The 14,205-nt window shown below is 41.2% G+C and carries 15 protein-coding genes; 8 read left to right on the forward strand and 7 right to left on the reverse strand.

The genetic code is table 11. The features are described 5' to 3' along the window. Window positions 1-40 precede the first annotated feature (40 nt). The 4 genes from AC1D0K_RS28950 to AC1D0K_RS28965 all read left to right on the forward strand — a co-directional run bounded on the left by AC1D0K_RS28950 (window position 41) and on the right by AC1D0K_RS28965 (window position 2,938). Complete coding sequence (locus tag AC1D0K_RS28950; RefSeq protein ID WP_477395601.1) at window positions 41-487, forward strand: tetratricopeptide repeat protein; 447 nt, start codon at window positions 41-43, stop codon at window positions 485-487. A gap of 143 nt (window positions 488-630) precedes the next feature. Then, window positions 631-1,455 (forward strand): hypothetical protein, encoded by an 825-nt coding sequence (locus tag AC1D0K_RS28955; protein WP_477395598.1) that lies wholly within the window; start codon window positions 631-633, stop codon window positions 1,453-1,455. A 334-nt stretch (window positions 1,456-1,789) separates the two neighbouring features. Then, window positions 1,790-2,542, forward strand: coding sequence for an SDR family oxidoreductase (locus tag AC1D0K_RS28960; RefSeq protein ID WP_477395596.1), 753 nt, complete (start codon window positions 1,790-1,792; stop codon window positions 2,540-2,542). A 12-nt stretch (window positions 2,543-2,554) separates the two neighbouring features. Continuing rightward, window positions 2,555-2,938, forward strand: coding sequence for a nuclear transport factor 2 family protein (locus AC1D0K_RS28965; RefSeq protein ID WP_477442652.1), 384 nt, complete (start codon window positions 2,555-2,557; stop codon window positions 2,936-2,938). A 100-nt stretch (window positions 2,939-3,038) separates the two neighbouring features. Here the strand turns inward: AC1D0K_RS28965 and AC1D0K_RS28970 are convergent, their stop codons facing one another. From AC1D0K_RS28970 to AC1D0K_RS28985, 4 genes are all read right to left on the reverse strand, one after another. Then, entirely contained in the window at window positions 3,039-3,923 is an 885-nt protein-coding gene (locus AC1D0K_RS28970) for a cation diffusion facilitator family transporter (RefSeq protein WP_295712302.1), read from the reverse strand. A gap of 281 nt (window positions 3,924-4,204) precedes the next feature. Next, entirely contained in the window at window positions 4,205-5,164 is a 960-nt protein-coding gene (locus tag AC1D0K_RS28975) for an alpha/beta fold hydrolase (protein WP_477395591.1), read from the reverse strand. Window positions 5,165-5,266: 102 nt separating this feature from the next. Next, a complete protein-coding gene (locus AC1D0K_RS28980; protein ID WP_477395589.1) occupies window positions 5,267-5,719 on the reverse strand; it encodes an organic hydroperoxide resistance protein in 453 nt (150 codons plus the stop codon). A 108-nt stretch (window positions 5,720-5,827) separates the two neighbouring features. Next, window positions 5,828-6,415, reverse strand: a complete 588-nt coding sequence (locus AC1D0K_RS28985; RefSeq protein WP_477395587.1) for a TetR/AcrR family transcriptional regulator — start codon at window positions 6,413-6,415, stop codon at window positions 5,828-5,830. Between the two features lie 312 nt (window positions 6,416-6,727). On the opposite strand from AC1D0K_RS28985, the gene AC1D0K_RS28990 reads away from it, so the two are divergent. Further along, the gene (locus tag AC1D0K_RS28990; RefSeq protein WP_477395585.1) at window positions 6,728-7,549 is read left to right on the forward strand and encodes a universal stress protein; all 822 of its coding nucleotides are present in this window, start codon (window positions 6,728-6,730) and stop codon (window positions 7,547-7,549) included. Window positions 7,550-8,819: 1,270 nt separating this feature from the next. Here the strand turns inward: AC1D0K_RS28990 and AC1D0K_RS28995 are convergent. Then, window positions 8,820-9,257: a hypothetical protein gene (locus AC1D0K_RS28995; RefSeq protein ID WP_477395583.1), complete on the reverse strand. Its 438-nt coding sequence runs from the start codon at window positions 9,255-9,257 to the stop codon at window positions 8,820-8,822. 185 nt (window positions 9,258-9,442) lie between these two features. Here AC1D0K_RS28995 and AC1D0K_RS29000 point away from each other — a divergent pair, with 185 nt between their 5' ends. After that, window positions 9,443-9,916 carry a glycine-rich domain-containing protein gene (locus tag AC1D0K_RS29000; protein WP_477395581.1) on the forward strand — a complete coding sequence of 158 codons (474 nt, stop codon included), beginning with the start codon at window positions 9,443-9,445 and terminating at the stop codon, window positions 9,914-9,916. A gap of 561 nt (window positions 9,917-10,477) precedes the next feature. Here the strand turns inward: AC1D0K_RS29000 and AC1D0K_RS29005 are convergent. Both AC1D0K_RS29005 and AC1D0K_RS29010 read right to left on the reverse strand, forming a co-directional pair. Next, window positions 10,478-11,197, reverse strand: a complete 720-nt coding sequence (locus tag AC1D0K_RS29005; protein WP_477395579.1) for a tetratricopeptide repeat protein — start codon at window positions 11,195-11,197, stop codon at window positions 10,478-10,480. A 162-nt stretch (window positions 11,198-11,359) separates the two neighbouring features. Further along, complete coding sequence (locus AC1D0K_RS29010; RefSeq protein ID WP_477395577.1) at window positions 11,360-11,905, reverse strand: REP-associated tyrosine transposase; 546 nt, start codon at window positions 11,903-11,905, stop codon at window positions 11,360-11,362. Window positions 11,906-12,578: 673 nt separating this feature from the next. Here AC1D0K_RS29010 and AC1D0K_RS29015 point away from each other — a divergent pair. Beyond that, on the forward strand, window positions 12,579-12,707 hold the full coding sequence (locus tag AC1D0K_RS29015; RefSeq protein WP_477395575.1) for a hypothetical protein: 129 nt from the start codon (window positions 12,579-12,581) through the stop codon (window positions 12,705-12,707). Next, the gene (locus AC1D0K_RS29020) at window positions 12,658-14,025 is read left to right on the forward strand and encodes an amidohydrolase family protein (protein ID WP_477395573.1); all 1,368 of its coding nucleotides are present in this window, start codon (window positions 12,658-12,660) and stop codon (window positions 14,023-14,025) included. Before AC1D0K_RS29015 ends, AC1D0K_RS29020 begins: the two co-directional genes overlap by 50 nt. The last annotated feature ends 180 nt before the right edge of the window (window positions 14,026-14,205 follow it).

Consider the following 14,205-nt stretch of genomic DNA (forward strand, 5'->3'; position numbering starts at 1 on the left):
TTGCCTGCATTGGAATGGCAGGCTTCCCAGGAATCCAATTATGAAAGGACAAAAAATATATGCTTTAGCCCTGCTCGTAAATGAAACATTGATTGGAATGTCAAGTAGTGTAACAGAAGAAGAGAGGAGGGGGAAGTATGACGAATATTTGAAATTTATTAGGATAGCTGCCTATCAGGGCCATGTGGAGGCTTTATTTGATATGGGGCAACAATATGAAGATATTGGTTTTCTGGGTATGCCCAATCCCATGTATAATGCTAAAAAATGCGTATACTGGTATACTAAAGCAGTTGAGAAAGGACACGCCGAGGCTTGCAATAATTTGGCAAGTTTCTACGAGAAAGGCGAAGGCTGTGAGAAAAATCTCAATTTGGCTTTAGAGCTTTACAAGCGATCTGGCAATTTGGGATCACCTAACGGAAGAAAAAATTATAAAATTATGACTCGTGACTTCCTCCCTGGTGGACGTTATAATAAATTATAAGCCTGCCGCCGGCACACACACCGCACCTGTCATCATCATACAAACTATTTCATAACCAGATATTTTTTAATTTAAGTAATTTTAATGCAGGGATAAAAAAGTCAATCCATTTTTTCGTTAAATTTATCCATTCAAGGCGTCAAATGGTTAAGCAAAATCCAACAACACGAAACCACATCCTGATCTTCAATTGGATTTTTATTGCCGGGCTGCTATTATTAGTGCTTAATGACCATTTGTTCAAGTGGAAATTCTCCAATTGGTTTACAGGGAAAATATCTGATTTCGCCGGACTACTCATCTTTCCTATGTTTCTGCAATTCCTGTTTCCGCGGCTTTCCAGGGTATCTGTATTGCTTACAGGGCTGTTGTTTATTTTTTGGAAATTGCCTGTTTCAGCATGTTTTATTGATATCTATAATAAAGTTGCGTTTATCCCCATTATCAGAACAGTTGATTACAGCGATTTTATTGCCTTATCAATCCTTCCTTTCTCCCGATATCTTATTCGGCGGATTGATCAATACAAGGTAAGCCGTATTTCGGGCAGTTTTGCCGGCTATTTAATAGTAATACCGGCAGCCGTAGTTTTCATGGCCACATCGCCTCCAATAAGTTATTATATGCAACCCGGCGGGGATATTCATATCGGTAAATCCTACAAAATGAAAATATCCGGGGAGCAAGCCTTAGCTAAACTTAAGGCGAAGGGGTTGTTCATCACCCCAGATACCTCACAACATACGGGGACAAAGGCAGATTATTATATCATGAAAAACGTTGTTTTGGATGGGGGAAAAGATACCATTGAAGCTATACAATTCGGTTTTTTGGGGCATGGAGATAAGCCCTTGTTATTAATTAATAATGTGAAACTAAAGCATGGTGCCACAGTGAGCGATTTGAAAGTATTAAAGAAATATTATCAGCAACTTATTCGGTCGGAAATTGTTGAAGAAGTTAAGTGAATTTTGGCCTATGAGTGTGGTCATCAATCCTTTTTTGGATGGGGGACAGGCAGATAACATTTATAATTAAGGGAAGGCTGCCTTTAATCAACCTCCCCAACCCTAATTATTAAATCGTTTATCTAAATATCAGGATAACCATTTGATAATTAATAAACTATTGTTAAACTGTAACATAAGTGCGAAATTTTGTACAGGTAATGTGAATTGGTTTCTTGGATAAATGTTTGGCCGGTAAATGTGATTTACTTGCACACAAACAATATTGTTTGATTGTTAATTGTGGCACCAATCCAACTCACTCAACAAATAAAAAACCATAAAACATGCACAAATGAAAACAACAAGTAACACCATCCTCATCACCGGCGGGAGTGCCGGCATCGGATTCGAAATGGCAAAACTGTTTTCAGAAAACGACAACCAGGTCATCATCACTGGTCGTAACCAGGAAAGAATGGCACAAGCCATCTCCAAACTAAAAAACACCAGTGCCATAGTAAGCGACGTAACAAACGCCGAAGACGTAGAAAAACTGGTAGCGCAGCTAAATAAAGATTTTCCCGGGCTCAACGTATTGATCAACAACGCAGGTACCGCCAATTATTACGATATGACTATACCTGGCATTAACGCGTTCGGCAAAGCCAGCGAAGAAATACTAACCAATTATCTGTCTGTTATCCGCCTGAACGAATTGCTGCTGCCCCTGCTTAAACAACAGCCCGAAGCAGCCATTGTTAATGTATCATCCATAGTGGCATTTGCTGCAAGGGCCAATAGCCTGCCCACTTATGGCGCCAGCAAAGCCGCGCTACACTCGTATACCAATAGTTTGCGCATCATGATGGAAGATACCCCGGTAAAAGTATTTGAGCTGATGCCGCCGTTGGTAGATACTGAGTTTTCGGCAGAAATTGGCGGTGCCGCCAACGGTATCCCTCCAAAACAAGTGGCCGACGACCTGCTTACCGCCATGCAGAACAACGAATTTGAAATACACATAGGTCGCACGGCAGAAATATTTAACAACTTTTTCCCGCTATCGCCACAGGCTGTACTTGCAATGAACGGGAAAACCGAATAAATGGAGGGGGATATGGAAGAAGAACAAATACGCGAAGCCTTGAATGCGCATTGGCAGGCGTCGGCAGCGGGCGATGTAAACGCGGAACATGATATTTACAACGATGATGCCATCTGTGATTATCCCCAGTCGGGCGAGCGAATCCTCGGGCGAAACAATTTGCAGGCCTTGCGGAGTCATCATCCGGGTAAGCCATCAGGCTTCAATGTAAGGCGGATTGTTGGAAACGGTGATCTCTGGATCACGGAGTACACCATTACCTACCAGGGGCGACCAGCATTCACCGTGAGCATAATGGAGTTCAGTAACGGTAAGGTGGTACACGAAACTCAGTATTTCGCAGATCCTTTCGAGGCGCCGGCCTGGCGAAGTCAGTGGGTTCAGCAGATGGCCTGATGGTACATTCAGGCAAGATTGATGAAGGTGTGCAGCTACGCTGTAGCTATCTTAACGTAAAAACGATAGCGCATGGCTGCCGCTTGAGCCATAAGCCTTTTTAGGAGAATGGCTCAATATGGATAAGCACATCCCTGATGGAAAGACTGCTTGCTAATAATTTATCTTTTGCCTGATGCGCAATACGGTGCCCTTCTGCAACCGACAAATGTTGATCTACCTGGATGTGCAGGTCGACAAAATAATCAAAGCCCATCTTTCTAACATAGCATTTTTCTATAAGTTTTACCTCATTAACTTCGGCTGCCAAATCCCTCACCTGGTTTACGATCTCGCCCGATGGAGCGGCGTCCATAATTTCGGCCAGGCCGGGGCGTAAAAGCTGTATGGCATTATAAAATACAATTCCAGATGCCAGAAGCGCGGCCCAATCATCCGCACCTTCATAGCCCTTACCGGCTATCAATGCGATAACAATGCCAATAAAAGCCGCTATGGATGTAATAGCGTCGCTCCGATGATGATAGGCATCGGCCTTCACCGCATTACTGCCAATTTGCTTTCCTACGTTCAGCACATATCTAAACATGCCTTCTTTAATAATGATGACCGCCAAAAGGATATACAAAGTAAATTTTTTTGGCATAGCATGCGGAGTAGCTACAAATGTTATCGCGTGCCAGGCAATCCATACGGCGGCACCCATCAGGAAAAAAGAGATTATAATTGATACAATAGGCTCAGCTTTGCCATGCCCGTAGGGATGTTCGGGATCTGCCGGTTTCATGGCAATTTTTAACCCTATCCACAATAAGGTAGAGCTGAATACGTCTGCACCTGTTTCTGTCGCATCTGCAATCAGGGCGTAGGAATGCCCTAAATGACCCGCAATGGCTTTTATAAAAACCAGTATAATACTGATCCCTATACCTATTTGGGTAGTTCTGATCGCTTTTACCGATGGATGGACATCAATTGCAGCCATAATTGAAATATTCAAATTTAGCCGGCAAAGGTAAAAGCTTAAACCGTAATTATCCTACTTATTATGATGTAATTGTTTACATTTTTACTTTTTCGTGCTGATTTCCATCGCTGAACCAGATTTTTCCGTTTTATTATTTTTTAAGTAAATACCATAAGGGTTTAAAATACTGAAGCCCGTTCAAGTATAGATACATTGAACGGGCTGAAAACCTGATCTGTAGTTATTGCAGCTCCTTTAAAAAAATAAAGAAAGCTGCCGGGTACTGATAATATAAACTGTTATTTTCCTAAAAATTGAAGAGCCTTTTGAACAAAGTCGTCATGATATTGGAAAAAGGCAGCATGAGCGGCATCCGGGTAAACGATCAGTTGGGCATTTGGCAGGTTTTTAGACATGTTGATGGCATTCACCACCGGTACCAGGATATCTTCCTGTCCCTGAGCTATCAGCACCGGTTGCTTTACTGATTGCAATTCCTTTAGGGCGTTAGGGTAGGGTTGTGCCCAGCCCAATACTGCTTTTACCTCGGCGGTGAAGCTTTCACCACTTAGCGGGGCATCCCGGTCTGCCTGGCGTTCCTGAACCCTTTCGTATGCGATTTTTCCTGCACTCTGGCTGGTAGCAGAAGTGGCGAAGAAGGAGGCCAAAAAGACTTGTTCGGGACTTAAGCCTGCTGCGGAAGCCAATATATTCGGAAGGTTGGAAAGTCCCTGGCTCCCTTTGGGGCCGGTACCTGTCAGGATCATCTTATTAACCAGTGCCGGCTGGGTAAGTACTATCTGCTGGCTGATAAATGACCCCATAGAGAAGCCCAATAAGTTAACCTTGCTGTAACCCAATGCCTTTATAAAGGAGACCACCCCGGTCGCCATATCGGGGATATTATCAGGTGTTGCGCCGCCGGATGTCCCGGTGCCCTGGATATCAAAAATGATTACATTGTATTTTTGGGCGAGGCCATTGGTGATCGCCGGGTCCCAGTCATCCATGGAGTTGCCCAAAGGGGGCAGCATCACCAGGGGAATGCCGTCTTTATCGCCCAGAACACGGTAGGCAAATTTAGTTCCATCTGCCGTAACAAATTGCGTAACGGCTGTTTGATGGTAATTGGTAGTTACTCCAACAGGAGTTTTAACAGCTGTGCTATCCTTTTTGCAGGATACAAATACAATACCCAGTCCGAGTAGTAGCACTGTAACAGCACTCTTTATTAGCTGAATTAATTTTCTATTCTTCATGTTTTTATTTATTGCAGTAATAATTTTATTTAAGTTTTCATCAGTACCGGGAGGCTAACCTGCCTATACATGCGGGCAGGTCAATCCCCTAAACTATCAGGTTTAGATCAGGTTAATCTCTACATTTATATTGCCGCGTGTAGCTTTTGAATAAGGACATGTTTGGTGGGCGGCATCGGCCAGTGCCCGGGCTACTTCGTGGTCCAATCCCGGCAAACTGATATTAAGGCGGGCTTGCAGCGCGTAAGCGTCGCCGGTTAAGCCCAGGTCCACTTCAGCATCAACAGCTCCGTCGGCAGGAAACCTTACCTTCATTTGGGCAGCCGCGATCTTCATTGCGCCGATGAAACAGGCCGACCAGCCCGCAGCAAACAATTGCTCGGGATTGGTATCAGTACCCGGGGTGCCGGGAACTGAAAGTTTAATGTCCAGATGTCCGTCATCGCTCCGGGACGAGCCGCCGTCGCGACCACCTGTAGTATGGGTTTTGCCTGTGTATAGTACTTTTTCTATTTGGGTGTCCACTTGTGGATTCCCTGTTTTGTTCTGTTCCATTGTTTTTATTTTATTTTATTTTTTTGAATTGCTCTGTATGTCAGTGATGTCCGGTGTTAGGTTTTTAATCAATAAATGACCGATTGGTCATTTATTGATTAAAAAAAATTAGATGCTATTTTCTTCGATTTCTTTTTTTATCAGCTTTATTAATATACCCATCTGTTCCTTATTCCCCGATACACGCGAGAATAATATACCTCCCTCAATCATAGCGAACATTTTTATACCAAATTCATTTGCATTCCAGCCATTTTTAAACTCACCACCCTTAATTCCCTGTTCAACAATACCTGCAAGTAATTGAGGCGAAGCTTGCAGATGCCTGTTTACTTTTTGTTGGATAATGGGATTGGTGTCGTCAGCTTCCATACCGAAATTCAGCATAGGGCAACCACCCACAACGGGGGGATTAAACGGATCGGCATAAAAATCAAGAAACGCAGAGAGTTTACCTTTTGCTGTTTTTTGTTTGCTAATAGCGGCCCCGGTTTTTTCTGCCAGGCTATTCAGGTTATAGTCAACCGCGGCGTATGATAGTTCATCTTTACTTTCAAAATGCACATACAAACTGCCTTTGGCAAGCTTTGTGGCTTCCATGATATCGCTCATTGCTGTTCCGGCCACACCTTTTTTGTTAAAGATGGGTGCGGATTGCTCAATGATAAATTGTTTGGTTTTTTCTGCCTTGGTCATGATCTTTTCTGAATAACAGAACAAATATAAATGACCTTTCGGTCATTTATAAAATTTATCAGTAAATATTTTCAAGGAAACGGAGCATCTTTACAAGGTGGTGACAATCAGTGGTTTTTGCTTTATTGTGGGGTGTAACGGTTATCAATACTCGTGCTGCGCTGGTTGTGTTATCGCTTGCTATGAAATTATTAGCTTTAATTATGACTGGCTGGCTGCAGCGATGCTCATGAAGTCATTATTACCTTGCTACAACAATTGATGTAATAATTGCAGGTAATTTTGACCTTTATAATTTTAATCATATATATTATGAAAACCATATTAGCCGCTACCGATTATACAGATCTGGCGGAAAACGCAGTTAGGTATGCCGCAGGCGTAGCCCGCTTAAACAATTATAAATTAATCCTGTTAAATGATTTCGCCATCTCTGTACATGCTACAAATGGACTTCTTTCGGCGGCGGGAGTTGAAGAATTAATAGATGAAAACAGGATACTCCTGGAATCAAAGGCTTTATTACTTGCTAATGAATATGGAATTGAAGTACTCGCCAAGACTACTTTTTCCTTTATCGATAATGCCATTAAAGAAGTGGTTTCCGAATACCAACCCGAGATGATCGTGATGGGAATGGAAGAAAAATCACTTGAACAGGAACTTTTAGGAAACACCACCACATCCATTATCAAAAAGCTGCGGTCGCCGGTGTTGGCGGTGCCGGCCAATGCAAAATTCAAGATTCCCAAAAAGGTGCTTTTTGCGTGTGATGTGCTAAATGGAGTTTCTGAACAAATATTGGCACAGATCAAAAACGTGGCCTTAATTACTCAGGCCGAAGTAGAAGTGCTTTTAATTAACCAAACCGTAGCAGAATTGAAAGAAATGGGCGTTGATGCAGCGGCATTAAACCGGATTGACGATGGTTTGGAAGGGATTGATTACTATTATAAAAATGTGAAATCAGATTCCATCATCGGGGGGATTGCCAACGAGGTTAAAAATATGGCAGCCGACCTGTTAATTATGGTGCCCGAACAGCACGGATTTTGGGGCTCAATGGTACATCGCAGCAAAACACGCATCATGGCATCTGGCCTCAATATCCCCTTGTTTTCAATTCCTGCATAAACAGAACAATGATTGCCAGGAGTATCGGATAACTCCTGGCTTTTTTCATATCAGGAAAAAAAGTGTTAAACAACATTTAGCGGTGAAAACATCGATTATCAGCTAACCGGGCGTTTCCCTCCTGCGTCTGGTCAGGCTGTACGTTCATGCGCCTGCAGGCCTTATGCGCTTTGGCCGGTATCCACTTCCATCCTTAACGCGAAGCTGTGGGGTATTTTAAGCTTTTGGTTTTACAAAAACATCTTTCGCTACCGCAAGGGGTCTCTCCAATGTTATGAAGTTAGGAGAGTGATGGGTTGCTCCAGAGGAGCAAAAGCTTTGTAGAAAAACATAAATAAATTGTCTTTGCGTGCCAGAGGTACGCTACCTAAGGTTCCGTACCTCTGGCACGGAGCTTCATTTTTGCTTTTTTGCTACAAAGCTATTCCCCCGCTGGGGGAGAAACTCATTAACTTAATAGCATTGAGGGGCTTCCCTTGTGGTCCGTTTGCAAGGTCTGCGCTATGCCTTCGGAACAATCCACTATGTAATTATAATATTAATCAATCCATTGATTTTCATATAATTACTGGCGTTGCTATGTAGAAATTCGTAGTCGTTTTCTACAAAGACAGCTACAACCGGGTTATTAAATTAATACATCGGGGTTTGCATATTTATACCAAATATGGTTAAAAATATAAAGGCTCTGTATGGCCGCTCTGTGAGGTGTCTCTGTACAGCGTGCCACAAGGGAAGACCCTCAATGTTATTAAGTTAGGAGAGTGATGGGTTGCTCCAGAGGAGCAAAAGCTTTGTAGAAAAACATGAATAAATTGTCTTTTGCGTGCCAGAGGTACGCTACCTAAGGTTCCATACCTCTGGCACGGAGCTTCATTTTGGCTTTTTTGCTACAAAGCTATTCCCCCGCTGGGGGAGAAACTCATTAACTTAATAGCATTGAGGGTCTTCCCTTGTGGGCCGTTTGCAAGGTCTGCGCTATGCCTTTGGGACAATCCACTATGTAATTGTAATATTAACCAATCTGTTGATTTTTATATAACTATTGGAATTGCATGTAAATATTCGTAGTCGTTTTCTACAAAGCCAGCTACAACCGGGTTATTAAATTAATACATCGGGGTTTGCATATTTATACCAAATATGGTTAAAAATATAAAGGCTCTGTATAGCCGCTCTGTGAGGTGTCTCTGTACAGCGTGCCACAAAGGAAGACCCTTGCGGCAGCGAAAATGCTTGCGGGAGCGGGCGTTAGGGGGATAGCATTGGACTATGAGTTTATGTATATAGATAGCTCCTTTTTTAATGTTTTCTCAAACTTTTCAAGGACAAGATTTTGTAGTCTTTTGGGTTTGATATTTGGATATTTTTTAATTTCTTCATTAAACAAATTTCGGTGCTCATTAAATGCATCAAAAGTATATTCTTCCAAAATAGCCTGATTAGGATACAAGCTAAACTTTGAGATTTGATAAGTTGTTCTTGTCTTAAATAATGGGAAGATTTCATCCTTATTTAAGATGCTGTTAGTTATATAAACTACAAAATGAGTTATTAAATCATCAACATCATTTTTGGGGCTTAGCCCAAAGCTTAAATTTTCAATTTGAATGTTTTCTTTATTATTTAAATTAATATAGTTGTCGAAATTAATATTTATAGCTTCCGTGTTTAAAATATTAACTGTTAAGCGATTGTTTATGTTCATGGATGATTTTTTCTCGTAAAGCCAGATTTTATCTGTAAAAATATATATTGATAGCTGATAATCAATTGAGTAGTAAAGTTGTTGTTTTCAACAATATGTTAATAAAATGCACATTATGTTAGTAATTTAAATATTGTTTCTAAAAAAATTAGTATTTAAATTTGTTGTATTATAAAAAAATAAATATGGAAATTGAATTGGTTAAAGAGAATGAGGTATTAACAATGTTTATGATTGACATTGAAAACACGGATTTTACAATGGTTAAATTGAAAATTCAAGACAAGGATGAAGGTTTGGGTTGGACTGCTGATCAATGTGATGAGGCAGAATTTGAGTACAAAAGATTTCTTGCATTAAAAAGAACATATCCTGAAAAAGATATTGTTCCTAATAAGATGGTTGATATGTTTTGGCATCAACACATATTGGACACGAAGAAATATGCTGAGGATTGTGAATTGATTTTCGGCTATTTTATGCATCACTTCCCATATTTCGGAATGAAGGATGAACAGGATATGCAAAATTTAGTTGATGCTTTTGAGGAAACTAAAGAATTATATCACTTACATTTTGGGCAAAGTTTTACTGGTGAAGCTCCCAAGTGCACTTCTCCAAAATGTAGAACGGCATGTAAGCCAATGAAGTGTAAGTAAGGTTTATTGGGATTTTTATGAAATTTAATTAACTGCCTCTCGTTAGTAACGGGAGGCTTTATTGTCTATAAGGGCAGCAAGTAATTTATTCGCTGTTTGGTAGACTTGAGAAGATATCCAAGTCGAGGGTGTTTACGCAACAAAAATATATAGGGAATAAATTACTTTATATATCAATATCAAGTTTCTTCGCCAATTTTTTCAAAAGCGTTCCGATATTAAAATATTCAGTAACCCCAACAACGCAACCACAGGCAGCGCAGCGAATAAATGATAATTTATAACTAGAGCCTTTCGGAGACTCTTCTACTAATTCAAAAGTTGTGTGATCGCCATTGCTGGCGCACGCGTGTCGCGTGTGCCCTGCGTTCCAGGCCGGTTGATTGTTATTTTACAACACGCACCTCCATATCTACAAAAAATCAATGTCACTCAAACCCTCGTTGTTGGCTCAAACGTATCGCTTGTGTCATAATCATGCAGACTAACACAAAAACGAATAGCGCATGGTGGTCACTTGTCAGCGGGGCACACGCGATACGCGTGCGCCAGCATTGGTAATTAGCGCATCAATTCTAATTCGCCTTTAGCTAAGTAATACATCTGTGATAGATATGATCTAGAACCGTAACTAATACATTCTCTTAGTTTTTTATAATAACCCACTGTATCACCTGCCTCAAGCCTTTTTATTGCTGATACAAAATGAACTTGGGACAACTCCCTTTCTCTAAGTATCGGGACTTTAGATACACCTGAAAGCATTTCATTTTCAGAAATATTATCAATCAAATAATGACCAAGCGGGCCCGGAAAGTTAATAGATCTTTTAGACTTGAGTAATTTTTTAATCGTTTTTATCGCAGTTGCCTTCAACTTCTCCTGGTTGGTTTTGATGCCGGCGAAATATAAAAACACTTGGGTCCCTACGCCTCCGGCTGCATCTTTATAAATACTGTTTTGTGCAAGTTCCCACACCTCAATTGCTTTGTCTACATTATCAAGAATCCAATTTGCAATACCCCCAAATACGAAACTTGACTCCGATTCACCCTTTTCATATTCAATTAGTTTCTCACATAAAGAAATTACATCCGCATACCTTTTTAAATGAAGTAGTGCGTAAACTTTATTTCGTAAATCCAAAGTATCTACAGGATTTTTTTTATATTCTTCATCGGCCTTTTCACAAGCTTTTTCAAACTCATTATTTACTATCAGTGACCATACATCTAGTTGCTGTTCCATATTGTTTTTGTAACCGACCTGTACTTGGGTCATACGGTAGTTTTTGTGTATTTTGGGGCAATTTACTAGCTTTAATCTGCCCGTTAAACTTAGTATCATTAATTGTCTTAAAATCCCTAAGCTGGCGCACGCGTGTCGCGTGTGCCCCGCGTTCCTGGTCGGTTGATTGTTACTTTACATCACACATCTTCATATCTACAAAAAATCAATATCAATCAAACCCTTACCGTTAGCGTAATCTGTGGCGCTTGAATATTTCCAATGCCACGACTCGATTACAAGACCTGCTTCTACCGGATTGTTATGTATATAATCGGCCTTTTGTTCAATCACTGCAGCACTCCATAATTCTATAGGTTTGTTGTGATGCTGCCAAAATTGATAGCTTGTGACGTTGCTGCTTTTCGCAGCGGCTCTTTTAAACATCCATAGCATCCATTCTTTTCGTGATTCCTGGATGTTTGATGTAATTGTTTTTATTAATTGTTTAGCAGTGTGTTCTTTAAATCTGCCTAATATAATTTCGGGATTATTATCCTTTGCCCGGTATATCAAATGGATATGACTTGGCATTATACACCAACAATACAACTCCATACCTAAATTTTGTTTGCAATAATTAAGACTATCGATAATTACCTCGTTGTAAATCGGCCTGGTAAAAACATCTATCCAGTTAACAGTAGCAAAACTTACAAAGTATAAGCCTTCTCTATTCAAAAATTTATATTTTCTGCTCATTAATAATTTGTTTGCATATAAAGCTATAATGTTTTCTTTAAATAACGGGGTGCATGTGCGTCAAGACATTGCGTAGACTTATCAGCGGGGCACACGCGACACGCGTGCGCCAGCATTCGGGACGCCCGGAGAAAGTATTAGGTAGTTAGTATCAAGTATCGGGATTTTTGGATGTGCTGACAATTTCGTCTGAACCTGAATTAAACGAATTAAGGAATGCACAGAATTATTTGAACGTTGAATATTCAACTCAGGATAGAATTCTGTGCTTTCTTTAATTCTGAAAAATTCCGGTTCAGACAATGCGTTAAGGATGGCAGTGGATACCGGCCAAAGCGCTTAAGGCCTGCAGGCGTATGAACGTACAGCCTGACCCGACGCAGGAGGGGAACGCCCGGAGAAAGTATCAGGTAGTTAGTATCAAGTATCGGGATTTTTGGATGTTCGGACAATTTTGTTTGAACCTGGATTAAACGCATTTAGGAATGTGAAGAATTATTTGAACGTTGAATATTCAGCTTACGATAGAATTCTGTGCATTCTTTAATTCTGTCAATTCTGATTCAGACAATGTGTTAGGAATTGAAACTAATACCCGCCAAAGCGCTTGTTTTTTTTAGATTTAGATATAATGCCCTTATAATCAGTGTTTTTATTGAATGTAAAAAACTGAATGATTAAATTTACCCTGAATGTAAGCATACAGAAAGCGTTACAATACCGCCCCTTTAACGAACACCAAAACCTGGAAGATGAAAACACTGTTCGCCCTGATGGCGCTGCTGTTACTGCAGGCCTGTAAACCGGTAAAGAAATATGACCTGGCCGTCATCAATGCCAGCGTGTTCGACACCGGGAAAGGTATTGTAATAACGCATCGAAGTATCCTGATTAACGCAGATATCATAGCCGAAGTAACAGATAGCGACATCCCTGTTAAAGCCAAAAAGACAATTGATGCGGGTGGCAAACTGGTTACGCCCGGCATGATCGACGCGCATATTCACCCAACCCATTTCTTTGGCGACTATGATGCCGCGCCAAAATACCTGGCCAAAGACTCGCTTAACTTTTTAAGAAAAAAATTCTCTGATAACTATCTGCCTTTTGGCGTAACCGCAGTGATGATTATGGGGCAGCCCGAAACATGGCTCGGCCCGGTTTTAAATTGGTCGACACATCCGTCGCCTCATTATACCGATATTTATACGGTAGGCGGTGCATTCATCTCACGGGAGGATCGCAAGCCTTATATCTGCCATACCACAGTCGCATCTCCTGAGGCGGCGAGGCAAAAGATATTGGCCTATCACCGGATGGGGATCCGGCATATCAAGCTCTATTGGCGATTACGGAGGCCGGAATTTGAAGCTGCCTTTAAAACAGCCGACAGCTTAGGCATGCGGGTGTACGGTCATATTGATGAAGGTATTATGAATATGGATACCACACTCCGGATTGGTTTGATAAACTATGAGCATATCTTTACCATAATCCATAGCCTGCCATGGACGGAAAGTGATGATAAAGCGTTTGTTGCCTGGATGGACCGGTTTTACGGCAAAGGAAAAGGGCAGACCTTACCTTTCTGGGAAGTTACACTGAACGAAATCCGCTGGAGTGTTGACTATATGCCCGACAGGATAGATGCTTTGATCGGGAGGCTCGCAAAACATCATGCCACATTTTCTACCACTATTCACCTCCCTGGTGAAAAATTCGGGCTGACTTATTTTTCCAACCCCGGTAATCGCCCGGACACAGGTGTAAGTAAAGAACGGGTACAGCGTAACCGCGATAATTTCAAGGGCCTCATGGCGTTGGTAAAAAAAGTATACGACAGCGGTATCAAGATCAGGATCGGGACAGATGTTCCCAATGGCGGTAAGGCCGTTCTGTCTGAACAGATATTATTGGCACAATATGGCTTTACGATTCCCTCAATCATCCAGATGGCCACCATCAACGGCGCCGCTGCTTTAGGAATGGCCAATAAATATGGCGCCATTGAGCCCGGTAAAAAGGCCGACCTAATCATTTATGACCAAAACCCGATGCAGAACTACCGCAATTTTCTTTCAAAAAGAACGGTGATTAAAGATGGGATCGTCGGATTTTAGGACGTTTGGACGTTCGGACTATCAGACTTTCGGACTATCAGATTTTTAGACAAAGGACTTTCGGATAAAAGATTAATGGAGCAAGGATTGACCGGATTGGCGGCTTACGTCATTTTTAGAACAAGTATTGTTAAAATCCTTGTTCCTTTATCCAAAAATCCTTTATCCAAAAATCCGAAC

It is taken from the genome of Mucilaginibacter sp. P1_A3 (assembly GCF_056406855.1).